12 protein-coding genes and 2 pseudogenes are annotated in these 14,193 nt (G+C 42.2%); 12 read left to right on the plus strand and 2 right to left on the minus strand.

Translation table 11 applies throughout. From position 1 onward, the window contains the following. Nucleotides 1–231: 231 nt before the first annotated feature. Together M8E35_RS22790 and M8E35_RS27240 are read right to left on the minus strand one after the other, a co-directional pair. Nucleotides 232–1,443: a cell wall-binding repeat-containing protein gene (locus M8E35_RS22790; RefSeq protein ID WP_252472872.1), complete on the minus strand. Its 1,212-nt coding sequence runs from the start codon at nt 1,441–1,443 to the stop codon at nt 232–234. Nucleotides 1,444–1,449: 6 nt separating this feature from the next. Next, a pseudogene (locus M8E35_RS27240) lies at nt 1,450–1,626 on the minus strand (hypothetical protein); the annotation flags it as partial. Between the two features lie 152 nt (nt 1,627–1,778). On the opposite strand from M8E35_RS27240, the pseudogene M8E35_RS22795 reads away from it, so the two are divergent. The 12 genes and pseudogenes from M8E35_RS22795 to M8E35_RS22850 all read left to right on the plus strand — a co-directional run bounded on the left by M8E35_RS22795 (nt 1,779) and on the right by M8E35_RS22850 (nt 14,094). Further along, nucleotides 1,779–2,439, plus strand: a pseudogene (locus tag M8E35_RS22795) (DUF1847 domain-containing protein). Nucleotides 2,440–2,706: 267 nt separating this feature from the next. Beyond that, a complete protein-coding gene (locus M8E35_RS22800; RefSeq protein WP_252472875.1) occupies nt 2,707–3,117 on the plus strand; it encodes a hypothetical protein in 411 nt (136 codons plus the stop codon). An 835-nt stretch (nt 3,118–3,952) separates the two neighbouring features. After that, the gene (locus M8E35_RS22805; RefSeq protein WP_252472878.1) at nt 3,953–5,533 is read left to right on the plus strand and encodes a [FeFe] hydrogenase, group A; all 1,581 of its coding nucleotides are present in this window, start codon (nt 3,953–3,955) and stop codon (nt 5,531–5,533) included. A gap of 18 nt (nt 5,534–5,551) precedes the next feature. After that, complete coding sequence (locus tag M8E35_RS22810) at nt 5,552–6,328, plus strand: 4Fe-4S dicluster domain-containing protein (protein ID WP_252472881.1); 777 nt, start codon at nt 5,552–5,554, stop codon at nt 6,326–6,328. A 29-nt stretch (nt 6,329–6,357) separates the two neighbouring features. Then, nucleotides 6,358–7,581 (plus strand): NrfD/PsrC family molybdoenzyme membrane anchor subunit, encoded by a 1,224-nt coding sequence (nrfD, locus tag M8E35_RS22815; protein ID WP_252472884.1) that lies wholly within the window; start codon nt 6,358–6,360, stop codon nt 7,579–7,581. A gap of 265 nt (nt 7,582–7,846) precedes the next feature. Further along, complete coding sequence (locus M8E35_RS22820; RefSeq protein ID WP_252472887.1) at nt 7,847–8,890, plus strand: 4Fe-4S dicluster domain-containing protein; 1,044 nt, start codon at nt 7,847–7,849, stop codon at nt 8,888–8,890. A 47-nt stretch (nt 8,891–8,937) separates the two neighbouring features. Further along, entirely contained in the window at nt 8,938–9,252 is a 315-nt protein-coding gene (locus M8E35_RS22825) for an ArsR/SmtB family transcription factor (protein ID WP_252472890.1), read from the plus strand. A 114-nt stretch (nt 9,253–9,366) separates the two neighbouring features. Beyond that, a complete protein-coding gene (locus M8E35_RS22830) occupies nt 9,367–9,936 on the plus strand; it encodes an SF0329 family protein (RefSeq protein WP_252472893.1) in 570 nt (189 codons plus the stop codon). A 309-nt stretch (nt 9,937–10,245) separates the two neighbouring features. Further along, nucleotides 10,246–10,680: a DUF1285 domain-containing protein gene (locus M8E35_RS22835; protein WP_252472896.1), complete on the plus strand. Its 435-nt coding sequence runs from the start codon at nt 10,246–10,248 to the stop codon at nt 10,678–10,680. 332 nt (nt 10,681–11,012) lie between these two features. After that, nucleotides 11,013–12,095 carry an AAA family ATPase gene (locus M8E35_RS22840; protein WP_252472910.1) on the plus strand — a complete coding sequence of 361 codons (1,083 nt, stop codon included), beginning with the start codon at nt 11,013–11,015 and terminating at the stop codon, nt 12,093–12,095. Continuing rightward, on the plus strand, nt 12,092–12,745 hold the full coding sequence (locus tag M8E35_RS22845) for a hypothetical protein (protein WP_252472912.1): 654 nt from the start codon (nt 12,092–12,094) through the stop codon (nt 12,743–12,745). The genes M8E35_RS22840 and M8E35_RS22845 overlap by 4 nt, the downstream gene beginning before the upstream one ends. Further along, nucleotides 12,721–14,094 carry a vWA domain-containing protein gene (locus tag M8E35_RS22850; protein WP_289710983.1) on the plus strand — a complete coding sequence of 458 codons (1,374 nt, stop codon included), beginning with the start codon at nt 12,721–12,723 and terminating at the stop codon, nt 14,092–14,094. Before M8E35_RS22845 ends, M8E35_RS22850 begins: the two co-directional genes overlap by 25 nt. The last annotated feature ends 99 nt before the right edge of the window (nt 14,095–14,193 follow it).

Consider the following 14,193-nt stretch of genomic DNA (forward strand, 5'->3'; position numbering starts at 1 on the left):
AGACCGATCAAATGATGATCGGTCTTTGTTAGTCAGTATTTTAATGATCATTTGAGGGCCGCTGAAATGATTTGTAGGTCAGTCTTCAGTTCAACCGTGTTATCTGAAGTTCTATACGTAATTGAACTTGATGATATAAGCCATGTTGTACTAGAAAACTAAGTTTGACGCAGGAAGTTAAGGATTTTATTGACCTAGAAACGTGTCGCACAGCATGTCCGACGAGTAGTATTAGTCGCGCAAGTATTTTAGAGTGCTAAATACATTTTCAGAAACGACACTTGTACTACCTAAGACGACGACTTTCTTGGGCGAAAGGGTGTTGAGGTAGACTGAGCTTAATTTCTCAGGGATCTCGTTTGGTTTAACTAAAACGATAGGGGATAGGATCGAACCAGCAAAAATTGAACCAGCTAGAGCATCTGGGAAATTTGTTCCAGTTGCCACGAAAAGATTAGGACTCAGGTCACTAAAGAGAGCATCGGCGATCATAGCTGAGGTTTCATACTGGTCAAAGCCTCCAAAACGTTGGAAGTTTGCATCTGGGAAAAGATCTTGGAGTTGTCTCTCAACCTGAGCACTAACCGCACCCACTCCCCCAACTATCGTAATATTCGTTGGTTCAAGATCTGTGAGATAGGCTAGAGGCTCAGAGGGGATGTTGTTTTTCTGAACGAGAACCATTGGGATACCAAGCGCAGAAGCATAAGGGGATATCGATAGAGAATCTGGGAAATTTTCTCCGGTAGCGATGATGACTTCCCCGCCTCCAGAAGGCTTGACTTGTTTAGCAATCTTGGCAGCAGTTCCATAACTAGTTACACCAGCAAGACGCTGAACAGTATAGTGATAATATGGCTCGTCTTTTAGCTCAGCTTCAAGAGCTGAAGATACGACTGCTGTTCCGCCAAGAATATAGATTTTACCCTCTGGGATTAGAACTCGTTTTATCTCGTCAATCGTTTTCTGATTATCGCCATAAGGGTCAACCAGCAAAAGAGGCGTATTTTCTAACACACCAAGACTTGCTCCGGCTAAAGCATCAGGGAAGTTATAGCCGGTAGCAAGAAGTACGGCATTTGTACTAAAATCGGCAGGGAACATTTTTTGAGAAATAGCGATAGAGGTATCAAATCGGTCATAACCAGCAAGTCTGGTACTGGTTGGAAGAAGGGTGTCCACTACCGGACTAGGGGTAGTTGTGAGCTTAGTTCCTGTATCATTTCCTAAAACCCCTTGTATATTATTACCCCAGGTTAAAATTGTGCCATCAGTCGTTAAGGCAATATAATTACTTGGTCCGGCAGCAATTCCTTGAACATTAGTTAAGCCGGAAACTTGTACCGGGTTCATCAATATATCATAACCGAGAGGAGAGTGATTTGATGGCTTGGTCCAATCGATACCCCAAACCCATACAGTTCCGTCTTGGCGTGTAGCCATCGTATGACCACTTCCTGCGGTAATGACTTTGACGTTATTAAGGCCTGAGACTTTAACAGGTATAGCTCGATTATTCGTTGTTCCGTCGCCTAATTGGCCATGAGAGTTATTTCCCCAGGCCCATACGGTGCCATCAGCTTTCAGGGCGGTTGAATAACTAAATCCTGCAGATACTGCGACGATTTCTGAGAGACCTTGAACCTTTTTGAAAAAAAGAAGGAAACTAAAGAAAAATGGAGAATTTTCGAGAGAGTTTAACTTCTACTGGTGAATAGAGGAGGGATGAAAATAAAATCAGTCGATTATTGAACGTAGGTTAAAAAGGGGTTTGAAAAATGAGTAAAGAAACTAAGAATCTAAGTTGCGTAGACTGCGGGCTTATTAACTGCTATAGGAGAGAAAAAAGCTTTCCGCAATTCTGCCTTACAACGAATACTGATAATGAAATGATCGAAGAAGCGAAAAGCCTTTATCTAAACGATGAGTTCGTTTCTAAGTTGTCCCATGCGGCAGCAGAGATTGAGGGGACATACTTTGGTAAGATAACTCGTGTAGAAGAGATCGTTCTCTTTGCTAAAAGAATTGGAGCAAAGAAAATTGGGATCGCAACCTGTGTTGGTTTAATGAGTGAAGCTAAAACGTTTGCAAAAATACTTAATTCAAAAGGGCTGGAAAGTTATTGTGTGATCTGTAAGGTAAGCTCAATTGACAAAACAGAAATCGGTATAGACGAAAAGTTTAAAATTAAAAAAGGCGGTCATGAATCCATATGTAATCCTGTTTTGCAAGCAAAATTACTTAATAAAGAAAAGACAGACTTAAATGTTATAGTCGGGCTATGTGTTGGTCATGACTCAATATTTATTAAGTACTCAGAGGCACCTGTGACAACCCTTATTACTAAGGATCGTGTACTTGCCCATAATCCCTGCAGGGGCATTATATACAAGCGGATTTTACTATACGAGATTGCTTGAAGAAAACGATACTGAATAAAGAACATACCCCCTTAATTTAGGGGGTACACTATTGCGCAAAATCATTATTCTCTCCTATCAGTAGGATCTTACTGCCAAGACCCACTGGAGACTGTGATTGTGCTATATCGGGGTTGAGTGATAGCTCTTAGTAAGAGCGTGAGCGGGATTAAGAAAGTGATTGTCTTTTCTTTTGTGTATCTTTTTAGAGGGATCACATGCATAGCTTCTTTAATGAATGCCTATAATGTAAGTAAAGATAAAGGTGACTAAAGAGGAGTTCAATATGAAAGAAAATAGTTTTATCCAAAAGGTTAAAGATAGTTACTTTGAAGAGTCAACGATTGAACTCGAAGAATTGAAGAAGATGCTGAAAGAAGTTATGCCTGTGGAAGGCTATGTAGATTCTGAAATGTTCGAAGAGGATGGAGTCATGACCTTCGTTTTTAAGGACTACTACAATGAAGATAAGTGGGATGCAGCAGACTTACTTTGTAAGTTAAAAATCAATTCTGAAGGAATCATTCAAGTTGTTGAACACGATATTCCCCCGCTCTTTAACGATATAAACAAAAAAATAGCGCTATTGCTCTCAGGTCTTGTTGGGAAGAAGTTGGATTATAAAGTTAAGGATGGCAATATCGACCCCCTTGAGACGGTGGTTGATTATTTGTATGACGAAACGAAAAGTTTATAATAGGTTAAATTCTCGTGTACTCTGTTGATAGATGCAGACTTAAGCGCGAATGGTGTTTTTGTCTTTGGAGCAGGGGACTTTATAAAGTACTGATAGAATGTATGAAGGAAAGTGACGAGGATATGGCTAAGATTTGCTGCTACGGCTTATTTGAGCAATAAGATTAACATATGCTCGATAATTGAACTTTGTATAAATTTAGGCTATGGGAAGTGGTGTTTTAAAGGCACCGCTTCCTTTTATGCTTATCAATAAGGATATTTTGCTGTTTACTAAAAAAACTTTAATCATAGGAAAGAAGCACAGGATAGACTGAATATTGTGGCTGTGGTTCATGGCATTCTTAAAAACAATGCTCTGCTCAAGTTAACTCTTAGGTTTCTTTTTAACTATTATAATGAATATTACGGCTTACATGTTAACATGTTTACCACTGTTTGAAAGGCCCTTTGAGCATCTTTTTAAATTACAAGTTGAAAATTAGTTTAAAGTTTCTAAATGTTTTATTTATAGACAAAAGACTTTTTTTATGTACTTTAACGTGACAGATGGTATTCAGATATTAAAATAAAAGAGATGAGTTATACTCAAAGCATTTCGTAAGAAAGGAGCTCTATACTAAATTTCCTCAAAAAGTGTATCTATAAGAAAAAGTTATTACCCATGTCAGAGATTAGTTTAACAAATGATTCATTGTTTTTTTGTTCAAATCATATGGGGTACATAAGTGTAAAAGTTCACAAAAACAAGTGAATATTTTCACCTGTTAGACAATTCTAAAAATATTCAAATAATGTTTGCAAAGAGAGTTCAATAAAAAAAGGTGGTAAAACACATGGCAAGCAAAGTAGGACGAGTAAAAAGTTTGTCCAGACGTTCTTTCCTTAAGTTTGTTGGAGGAGCAAGTTTAGTCGGTGTTACGTTAAACTTGACTGGTTGTGGCAAACCGATTACACCCGATAAAGCAATTGGTGGAAACGGCTGGATGCCGACCCAATACAATGCACCAGGCAACTGGCCAACCAGCGTTCGCGGTCGCGTTCCAATTGATCCAGAGAACCCGGCTATTGTCAGAGATGACCAAAAGTGTATTCTTTGTGGCCAATGTATTGAAGTATGTGAGAAAATTCAATCGGTTTTTGGAAATTATGAACTACCCATTAAAAAGGAATTCGTTTGTGTAAATTGTGGCCAATGTATTCAATGGTGCCCATCCGGAGCAATTTCGGAACGGGATGATGTTAATAAAGTATTCAAAGCTCTCGCAGATCCAAACGTCACAGTTGTAGTGCAGACTGCGCCTGCAACTCGTATTGGTCTGGGCGAAGAATTTGGTATGCCTGTAGGAACTAATGTTCAGGGCAAACAAGTTGCCGCCTTGAGAAAATTAGGGTTTGACGTAGTTTTTGATACTAACTTTACAGCTGACCTGACCATTATGGAAGAAGGCACAGAGCTTGTTAAGCGTGTCACTGGCGAATTGCATCACCCTATTCCGCAGATGACATCATGCTGCCCGGGCTGGGTTAAGTTTGTGGAATATTTTTATCCTGAGCTTATTCCTAATTTATCATCAGCCAAGTCTCCTCAGCAGATGGAAGGGGCTTTAATTAAAACCTATTTCGCAGAAAAGAAAGAAGTAGATCCTAAAAAGATCTTTTCAGTTGCCATCATGCCTTGTACAGCCAAGAAATTTGAATGTCAACGCCCGGAAATGAATTCAGCCAGTAAAGAGTTAAATGACAGTAAAGTTTCCCCTGATGTAGATGTAGTTCTTACAACAAGGGAACTTGCCAGAATGATCAAGCGATCCGGTATCGATTTCGCCTCTCTTCCAGAAGAGGAGTATGATAAGTTGATGGGTACCGGAACAGGTGCAGGAGTAATTTTCGGCACGACCGGTGGCGTTATGGAAGCTGCAGTACGTTCTGCCTATTATCTGATAACTGGGCAACAGCCACCCGCGGCGCTTTGGAATTTAACCCCGGTAAGAGGAATGCAGGGTGTTAAAGAAGCAGCAGTTAATATTCCAGGTGTTGGAGATGTAAAAGTTGCTGTAATTTCCGGTCTGGCTAATGCCAGAAAGGTAATGGATCAGATGAAAGCAGGTCATGCTCCCTGGGCTTTCATGGAAATAATGGCTTGTCCCGGAGGCTGCGAATATGGCGGCGGCCAGCCCCGTGCTTCATCACCTCCTTCAGACGAAGATCGCAATCGACGTGCTGCATCTTTATACAATATTGATGCGAAGGCAAAACTGCGCAATAGTCACGATAATCCCGAGATCAAACAAATCTATGCCGATTTCTTAACCGCTCCGATGAGCGAAAAAGCAGAAGAACTTCTGCATACACATTATGTTTCCAGAGCTGATGATTTTATTCCTAAAAAGTCCGAAGAAAACAAATTATATTAAGTTTAGGAGGTGGAAAAAATGGCAAAGGGAGTACTCGTAGATATACCGAAATGTATAGGCTGTGAAAGCTGTTCGGTCGCCTGTAAATTGTGGAATGAGCTTGAATGGGATGAGCAGGAGAAGAACAAGACTGCTATCGACAGAGCAAAGGAACCAAACAATGGCTTATGGCCTGAAGAATGGACATCAATAAATCGTTATGACCTGGAAAAGGACGGCGAATCCGTCGCACGATATGTCAAAGCCCAATGTATGCACTGTGAAGATCCTGCCTGTGTATCATCATGTTTCTCCAAGGCATTCCAGAAGCTTCCCGAAGGACCGGTTATCTATGATCAGAGTCTGTGTGTAGGTTGCCGCTACTGCATGATGGCATGTCCATTTGATGTACTGAGATACGAATGGAAGAAAGCCATTCCTGGAGTAAGGAAATGCCAGATGTGCGCCACAAGAGTTGCTAATAACCAGGAAACTGCATGTACATCAGTGTGCCCGACAGGAGCAATTATCTTTGGGGACAGAGACCAATTGCTGGCCGAAGCAAAAAAGAGAATCAAAGAAAACGGTTATGTAGATAGAGTATTTGGAGAGAAAGAAGCAGGAGGAACTTCCTGGCTATATATCTCGGATACGCCATTTGAGCAGATGAGATTCAGAACGGATGTAACAACCAAGCCGTTGCCTTCTTATACAGAAGGATATATGAAAGCTACACCATTTGTGGGAGTCGGCTGGGCGGCAATATTAGCCGGATTATATGTATTTAACAATAAAGGCAAGGAACCTCTAGATTAATACAGCAAAAACAGAATGGAGGGAAATGTATGGAACTCGTCACTACCGTCGTAAGTCGAGCAGGCGCTAAAATGTCCAGCGTGAGATGGAAGTTTAGAATGACCCCCATGAGATGGGTTTTTACGGGCATAGCGGCTGCAGCTATAGCAGTAATCCTGGTGCGTTTTGTCTTAGGCCTGGGTGCGACAACCAACCTAAACGACCAGTGGCCATGGGGACTCTGGATTTCTTTTGACGTATTGTTGGGGGTAGCCCTGGCAGGAGGCGGATATGGAACAGCCCTTATAGTATACGTACTTCGCCGTGATAAGTTTTATCCCATCGCAAGAAGTGCAATGTTGACATCATTATTAGGTTATATTGTTGTTGTACTCGGTTTATTGATTGAAGTAGGACAATGGTTCAACTTCTGGAGACCTTATGTATCATGGGGACATGCCAGTGTATTGTTTGAAGTTTTTTGGTGTATTTCCTGTTATACAGTGATTCAGATCTTGGAATTCTGCGAAGTGGGAACCGAGAAAGTATTTAAAGGGGCCCACAAATACCTGAAGAAAGCAATGCCTGTAATGCTGATAATCGGTATTACTCTGCCAACCTTGCACCAATCATCACTGGGCCAACTGTTTTATCTAATGGTAGGTAAAGTGAACCCACTTTGGTGGACAGCATTTCTGCCGGTGTTCTTCCTGTTATCCTCATTCTTCGTCGGGGCAGGTATGATTGTTATCGAAAGCACTCTAGCCGGGAAGGCACTCAATCATAAAGTAGAAATCCCTGTTTTAAGAGGGTTGGTCAAAATATCTGCTGGAGCTATGATCTTGTATCTGATGTTAAAGATCACGGATATGGTGGTAAGAGGGACCTTTGCTAATGCTTTTGCCTTTGATTTGCCCAGTATCATGTTCCTGAGTGAACTGTTTTTTGGGGTAATAATCCCGATAATCATAGCATTCAGTTCCTTGTCCAGCACCCGTAAAGGCCTGATCTGGTTTGGAATACTTACCGTCAGCGGAGTTATTATGAACAGGTTTGATGTACTTTTCACAGGAATGGGAAAATATCTGAACCAATACGGCGGATCTTATGTCCCTGCCGTGTCAGAGTTTATTGTCAGCTTAGGACTAGTGTCAATAGCTTGTTTAGCATACCTATTCTTAGCCGAAAACTTCAATATCATGGGCAATCATGAGTCAGAACATGCCGATGATATAACGATTAAAGATGGTAAATACGCTTCCACCGCAAAATAAGCATTTAGCTTAAGTTATCCACTTAATCCCTCTGATTAATTTTAGAGGGATTAAGTGGATATATGAAAATTAATGACTTGCCCAAATTTATACGATATAAGATATACTAGATAGAATGGTTACTAAACGTACGAGGTTAGATAAGCTTCTGCTTGAAAGAGCCCTTGAAAGAGTCAACTCAACTTATGCCAGGTCAAAATAAATGTCTGTGCTATAGTTTTAGTTATAGATAAAATTGAATAACCGTTCAGAAGAGGTGTCTTTAATGATATATAATGGTCAGATTGTTTATAATCAAAATAATTGTCTCAATGAAAAAAAGGCCTCTGATAATCTTTGTCGGTTATGTATCGACTCCTGTCCCCATCAAGCCATTTCCATATATCGTGAACTTGATGCTAAGAGCTGCACAGAGTGTGGGATTTGCACGGCAGTATGTCCCAGCGATGGATTTGTGTATCGCGACACGGATACGCTCTATGAGTATCTCAAAAATTCAGAGAAGATTGTTTTAAACTGCCCACAAGCAATTCCGGCAGGTCATGAAATCCCTTGTCTGGGAATTATTGACCGGGATTTATGGGTGACCCTAATGTTATATGCCCGGGAGAAGGAATTAACTATATTCACCGGAGTGTGTGCAGATTGTCCGGATAAAAAAGCATGCGGGATAAGTGTGCAGATTTTTATAGAATTACACAACGCATGGGAAGATCATCCGCCGGTATTGATAAAGGTTGCAGCTGACGATGGAGACAGTGAATCGACGGTGTCAGTTCAAGCCCAGAACGAGAGTAGGGGCTGGCGGGACATCGGACGTGAGAAATTTGAAGAAATCCGAGGGGGGAATACTTCCCTTGAGCCATATCTTATTCCAAAGACTCGGCAGTTCTTAGAGGAAACCTGGAAGTCCTTAAAATCCGAAATTGAGGTACTCCCTATACCCGCATTAAAGGTGAGCGAACGATGTACAAATTGTGGTGAATGTCCAGAGATTTGCCCGCAGGGAGCTTTAACAAAAACGGACACCAAGGAACAGCTGACCTTGATTTATGAACCACTGAAATGCGTCCACTGTCAAAGATGTGTCAGTATATGCCGTTCAAAAGCTATAAGTATGGAAGTTAAATCCTTATCCTATCGTTTGCTAACTGGCAAAGTTCTTTTGTATCAAGGAAAGCGACGGTTTTGCGCTTCATGTAACAAGCAAGTGTTTGACGACTTAGAGCCACCCTTGTGTATGGCTTGTGCGACAAAAAATCCGTATGGAAGTTTTATGATTACACAACATTCTAGAAGCCAGGTGTAGAGAATCGACAGTTATCTAATGCGCTAAAAAATTATAGGGGCTAAACGATGGATATTAAAAAAACGGCAAAGATATTTAAGGCCCTATCCAATTCCAATAGGTTAGAATTGTATCTAAAAATTGCCGAGGCCTATGAAACCGGTTTTGAAACGGGAGGAGAATGTTGTGTCGCGGATATTATGGGTTGTTTGAATATTGGTGCTCCAACTATATCACATCATATAAAAGAGTTGGCTAATGCAGATTTGATTACCACTGAAAAAAGGGGAAAGTTCTTAATCTGTAGAATAAATGAACAACTGGTAGCTGAAGTTGGCAAGATGTTAGTCCTAAATCGGCTGGATAAAAATCCAATCCGTTAATATAATATAATATAATTTTTAAATCAATGAGTTGGTGTTTTTGCTAAAACGATTCGACAGATATAGAAGTATAGAACTAAAATGAGTTGGGAAGTAAATTTATAGGAGGAATACATGGCCTGGAGCAAAATGAGGCAACTTCTCGAGGGCTTTCTTTGCCCTGCATTATATGGAAGAGTTGAATACTGTGCAACCGGCTACCGTTATTTACCTGATAAAGCTGGCTTTTGTTATATTACGGTAAATAAAAAGAACGTGTTCAATATGAGTGATGTTACTACATTGATTAGATGGTATCATACGGAGCAGGAAATAAAGAATGAGCCGGATCTTAGAATCCCTCTCAACAATGAAGAAATTGAAGCAGTCAGAAAAGATACCAACGGGACAGTCCCTGAGGATCGCCTAGTTGTAATTGCGAGAAATAGAAAAATATCGGAATATGCAAAGACGCTGTTGTCCGCACAGTCGGCATTAAGTAAATCAAATTTTTACGTTTTAGCAAATAAGTTTTTAGCTACTTCTATAGTGGAAAGTATAGAGAGCGATGATATATTATTGAATATATTGGCTTTGGTGGATAGAAGGGTCGGGAAAAAGCGACTTTTAAGTATGACTGAGAATATGAAGTTAAAGCACCCGATTGTACAGTATTTTTATGAGCTACGGCTTAGTGCTTTGTAAGATAGGATTAAATTTGACCAGACACCTTTCCATCGGAATGCTGGTGGTGTTGGGGAGCGTCCTGAACAGCATACAAAACCGTACTGGAGTTTATTTAACCATTAGGAAATGAAGTTTAAATGTAGCTATACAGTTTTTTGGTTGCTTTGCTACCTCGAGGGTTGGAAGAGATGGCCTTTTTCTTCGATGTTTTGCTTTGATTAGGAAGGTAGAAGGAGGAAGAATGGGAAAATAACTATAATTGATTGGTTTATGTGGAATTAAAAATTAGTTAGTGAAAATTAATATTACATGCAAGGAGGTAAAGCCTTGGATAACTTACGCGCCCCCGAACTTTTTATTGATAAGGATGGACTATGGTACGCCGATGGCGTACTTATGATCAATAAAGAAATTATTAAGTTATTTGCTGCCAATCTAAAAAAAGATGGTCATGATAAATATCAGATAGACTGGCAGAATCAATTGTACCCTGTGAGGGTGGAGGATGTTCCTTTTTTCGTTCAATCAGTAACCGAGCAGGTTGGTCAGCTTACGATACAGCTTAATGATGGCCGAAAATTCCCCCTGCCTCCTGGCAATATTGTAGTGAAAAACAATATCCCCTACATCTCTCTGTTCTGGCAGCGTGATACGAAACTATCTCGTCCTTCCTATTCTGAGTTATGTAAAAATCTGATCGAGCGGAATGGTCATTATTTTATCAAACACGGCGATAATGAATGGCTCGTTGAAGACGTATAATCTTATCGGACATAGTCGCAACCTCTTTCTTGGCGGATTTTGTGTTGTAACTCTATCGGACCAAGCGGTTGCTGCTAGGTCCTTATTTTTTTAGGACTAATTATATTTGCGTAATTATAATACCTTATCAAACATTTAAAGTTGAACTGCGATGAATTCTGGAAAAACACCAAAAGGTGGAGAAAAGAACTTAACCTTAGTGTTTATAAAAATTATGGTACTTGGGTTATATTATGGATATAAAATGGAAAGGATTTGATTGATTAAACATGGTCACACATGCGGTGCTGCATGTTACGGCACAGCTTGGACCAACGGAGGTGCAAAACAATATGTCTACGGCTTGTGCTCTTGCTATTGCTATTCAGGCTGGAGTACCGATCTTAACCTGGGGCCCCCCAGGTGTAGGAAAAACTGCAACTATTACGATGCTTGCCGATGTACTGGCACTCCCGCTCGAAGTTGTTCTGGCATCCATTCGAGAACCTTCGGATTTTTCCGGTCTTCCGGTAATTAGGGAGGAAGGTGTCCGCATGGTGCCTCCCGCATGGGCTCATCGCTTGGCACAGGCCGGAAAAGGTCTACTTTTTCTTGATGAAATCTCCACAGCTCCGCCTGCGGTTCAATCTGCCTTATTAAGAGTTGTTTTGGAAAGGGTAGTAGGGGATTTAGCTTTACCTGCCAATGTATCTGTTGTTGCATCGGCAAACCCTCCGGAACAGGCCGTTGGTGGATGGGATCTTTCCGCTCCTCTGGCGAACAGATTCTGCCACCTTTTTTGGTCCATGGACACTCAGGGTTGGATAGACGGTATGATTGGGGGATGGTCTATCTCTGACTTGCCGCATCTTCCTTCGTCCTGGGAGAATACTATATCGGAAAAAGAGGTGCTTGTGGCCTCCTTTATCCGGTATAGGCCAAATTTATTGCTACAGGTGCCCAAAGATGAAGGTCAAGCCGGAAAGGCTTGGCCGTCTCCTAGATCTTGGTCCACGACAGCTAGATTATTGGCAGCTGCGGAAACGGTGCGGGCAGAAGAGGACGTTATTGCTTCTCTCATAGCTGGATGTGTTGGCGAAGGAGCCTGTTTGGAATTTTTAGCCTGGCGCAGAGATTTAGATCTGCCGGATCCGGAAGTAATATTGGCCAATCCGACCTACCTTCGGCTTCCGGATCGCGGAGACCAGGCCTTTGCAATACTGACGGCTGTTATCTCTGCCGCTGTTGGCAGGCTAACAGAAGAACGCTGGTTTGCTGCCTGGTGCGTACTTGCCCTGGCATCGGAACACGGAATGAAAGATATTGCAGCGGTTGCCGCCAAAAAATTAGCCGCAGCCAGGAAACAGGAATTACCTATACCACTGAAAGAATTACAGGAATTTGCGCCGTTGCTGCAAAAAGGGGGACTAATGTGAATCCTCCTTATGAGTACCGCAACATACCTTGGAAGGAAAATGCTTTCGAGCAATCCGGCCGGGTTTTAGTGGGCATGGAAGGGATAAGGGAATCTAGACTGGACGTATTTAATTATGAAGGTTCAAAACTATCTGCTTACCATATTTATGCTGTTCTAAAAGTGGCAATGACTGAGTACTGGGTCGAAAGAATGGAAAAGTTGCATCAAAACCGGAAAAGCAATTGGAAGGCGGAAATGCTAGTGAGCCCTGAAGGGAAGAAAGAGTACCGTCTTTATACAACTGGACAGAATGATCCTGTCTGTTCGTCGGTAATTGCCATTTCCAACAACCAAATCCATAACTTTTCCATTCTGTCGGAAGATGCGGCCCCTCTCTTGAAGAAAATCTTTGAGGATTATCCTCCGGTCTTTCTGCCACGCTACCGAAATTACCGGCAAAATTCATGTTTTCCAACTCTTTATTATTTAGATGCTCAAACTATGAAATTTTTAAGGCTTCCGGAGCCAATAAAAGAGCAGAGAGAGCGAACTCAAAGAATTATGGTCGATAAAGATATTTTTTCATCCGGTACCTTTCAAGCAGGTGAAACGTCTGGAATCATTGAAACAATTGAAGCATTAAAATGTTTGGAGGTGTTACAGGCGTGATTCTCCCCCTGGAGCTGCAGTCAGCCCGCATTCGCCTGGCTAAAGAACGTCCCTATTTGGCTTCCGCTGCCTGGGCTCTCCAGCCGGTACCAAAGCCAGGCTTGGAAACAATGGCAGTCGATATGTATTGGAGACTCTATTACGATCCAGCCGTATTATCCCGTTGGTCGGTGGAAGTTATGGAAGGCGCTTTATACCATGAAATTTGTCATCTTCTCCGCAATCACTCTGAAAGGATGAGGAACTTTAATCCGCGCTTAAGCAACATTGCTGCAGACGCGGAAATTAATGACGACCTTATCCGTGAAGGTGTTAAATTTCCGAACCAACCGGTGACTCCCGAATTCATCGGACAACCGGAAAACCTCCTGGCAGAGGAATACTATGCGTCCTTGGAGAAACAGGAATGGCCGCCTTCTGCCGATCAAACGAAGAATCACGTACATTCAGATTCACCCGTCGAAAAAGAAACAGGCGAAGCAGCTCATGCCAGTGGTCGGAACTTTTCAAAGGTTATAGAGGGAGAGTACGGCGGTTCCGATTTACCGGAACCGCCTAGGCCCGGTTCTGGTCGGTGCGGCTCTTGTGCAACCGGTCAAATGGCGCCTTGGGAGGATAAACCGCCTACCAAAGGTTCCTCATCCGGTCTCAGTCGAACGGAAGGAGAGTTAATGCGCAGGGATGTTGCCAAGCAAATCAGAGAACATGTCAGAGATCAGGGCTGTGTACCTGGTCATTGGGCCCGATGGGCAGAAGAAAAACTTCATCCAAAAGTAGACTGGCGAAAACAACTTGCTGCTGCTGTCCGATTTGCTGTAGCGGATACAACTGGGGCAACAGATTATTCCTACCGTCGTCCCTCGCGTCGCCAGGGGCAGGTTGGAAATGGAGATGTTATTTTTCCGTCCATGCGCTGTCCTGTCCCTTCAGTGGCCGTTGTAGCGGACACCAGTGGAAGTATATCTGAGAAAATGCTTGCCCAGACCCTAGCCGAATTATCCAGTATCTTAAAGTCCTTGGGACAAAAGGAAGGAATCCACGTTTTGGCCGTGGATCAGACTGTTGAGTTTTGCCGTCGGGTGTTTCGTCCGGAACAGATCCAACTCGCGGGAGGCGGAGGAACAGACATGGGGATTGGCTTGGAAACTGCTGCAAGATTAAAGCCTTTACCTCAATTGGGAATCGTTATTACCGACGGACATACATCATGGCCCGATCGTCCACCACGAGGGATGAAAGTCATTGTAGTTTTGTTCGGGGACGTAACGGCCCCTGATTGGGCCAAGGTAATCCAAATTAGTGCACAGAGCGAGGGAGCTATAATAAAAGCTGTTCGGCTGATTGAATGAAAAAGTGAAATACTCATTGTTTTCACAGTGGCGCTGTCATGTCAACCATAGGGATTACCCCAAACTGGTGACGGGTGTTGAAATATCAGGGTATTATTC

The organism is Desulfosporosinus nitroreducens, assembly GCF_023897015.1.
Lineage (GTDB): Bacteria > Bacillota > Desulfitobacteriia > Desulfitobacteriales > Desulfitobacteriaceae > Desulfosporosinus > Desulfosporosinus nitroreducens.

What these genes read in the sequence shown, in the direction of transcription:
- M8E35_RS22805 (WP_252472878.1), top strand. Translation starts at nt 3,953, where the DNA reads ATGGCAAGCAAAGTAGGACGAGTAAAAAGTTTGTCCAGACGTTCTTTC.
- M8E35_RS22790 (WP_252472872.1), bottom strand. Translation starts at nt 1,443, where the DNA reads ATGGCTACACGCCAAGACGGAACTGTATGGGTTTGGGGTATCGATTGG.
- M8E35_RS22850 (WP_289710983.1), top strand. Translation starts at nt 12,721, where the DNA reads ATGTTTGGAGGTGTTACAGGCGTGATTCTCCCCCTGGAGCTGCAGTCA.
- M8E35_RS22830 (WP_252472893.1), top strand. Translation starts at nt 9,367, where the DNA reads ATGGCCTGGAGCAAAATGAGGCAACTTCTCGAGGGCTTTCTTTGCCCT.
- M8E35_RS22810 (WP_252472881.1), top strand. Translation starts at nt 5,552, where the DNA reads ATGGCAAAGGGAGTACTCGTAGATATACCGAAATGTATAGGCTGTGAA.
- M8E35_RS22800 (WP_252472875.1), top strand. Translation starts at nt 2,707, where the DNA reads ATGAAAGAAAATAGTTTTATCCAAAAGGTTAAAGATAGTTACTTTGAA.
- M8E35_RS22820 (WP_252472887.1), top strand. Translation starts at nt 7,847, where the DNA reads ATGATATATAATGGTCAGATTGTTTATAATCAAAATAATTGTCTCAAT.
- M8E35_RS22825 (WP_252472890.1), top strand. Translation starts at nt 8,938, where the DNA reads ATGGATATTAAAAAAACGGCAAAGATATTTAAGGCCCTATCCAATTCC.
- nrfD (WP_252472884.1), top strand. Translation starts at nt 6,358, where the DNA reads ATGGAACTCGTCACTACCGTCGTAAGTCGAGCAGGCGCTAAAATGTCC.
- M8E35_RS22840 (WP_252472910.1), top strand. Translation starts at nt 11,013, where the DNA reads ATGTCTACGGCTTGTGCTCTTGCTATTGCTATTCAGGCTGGAGTACCG.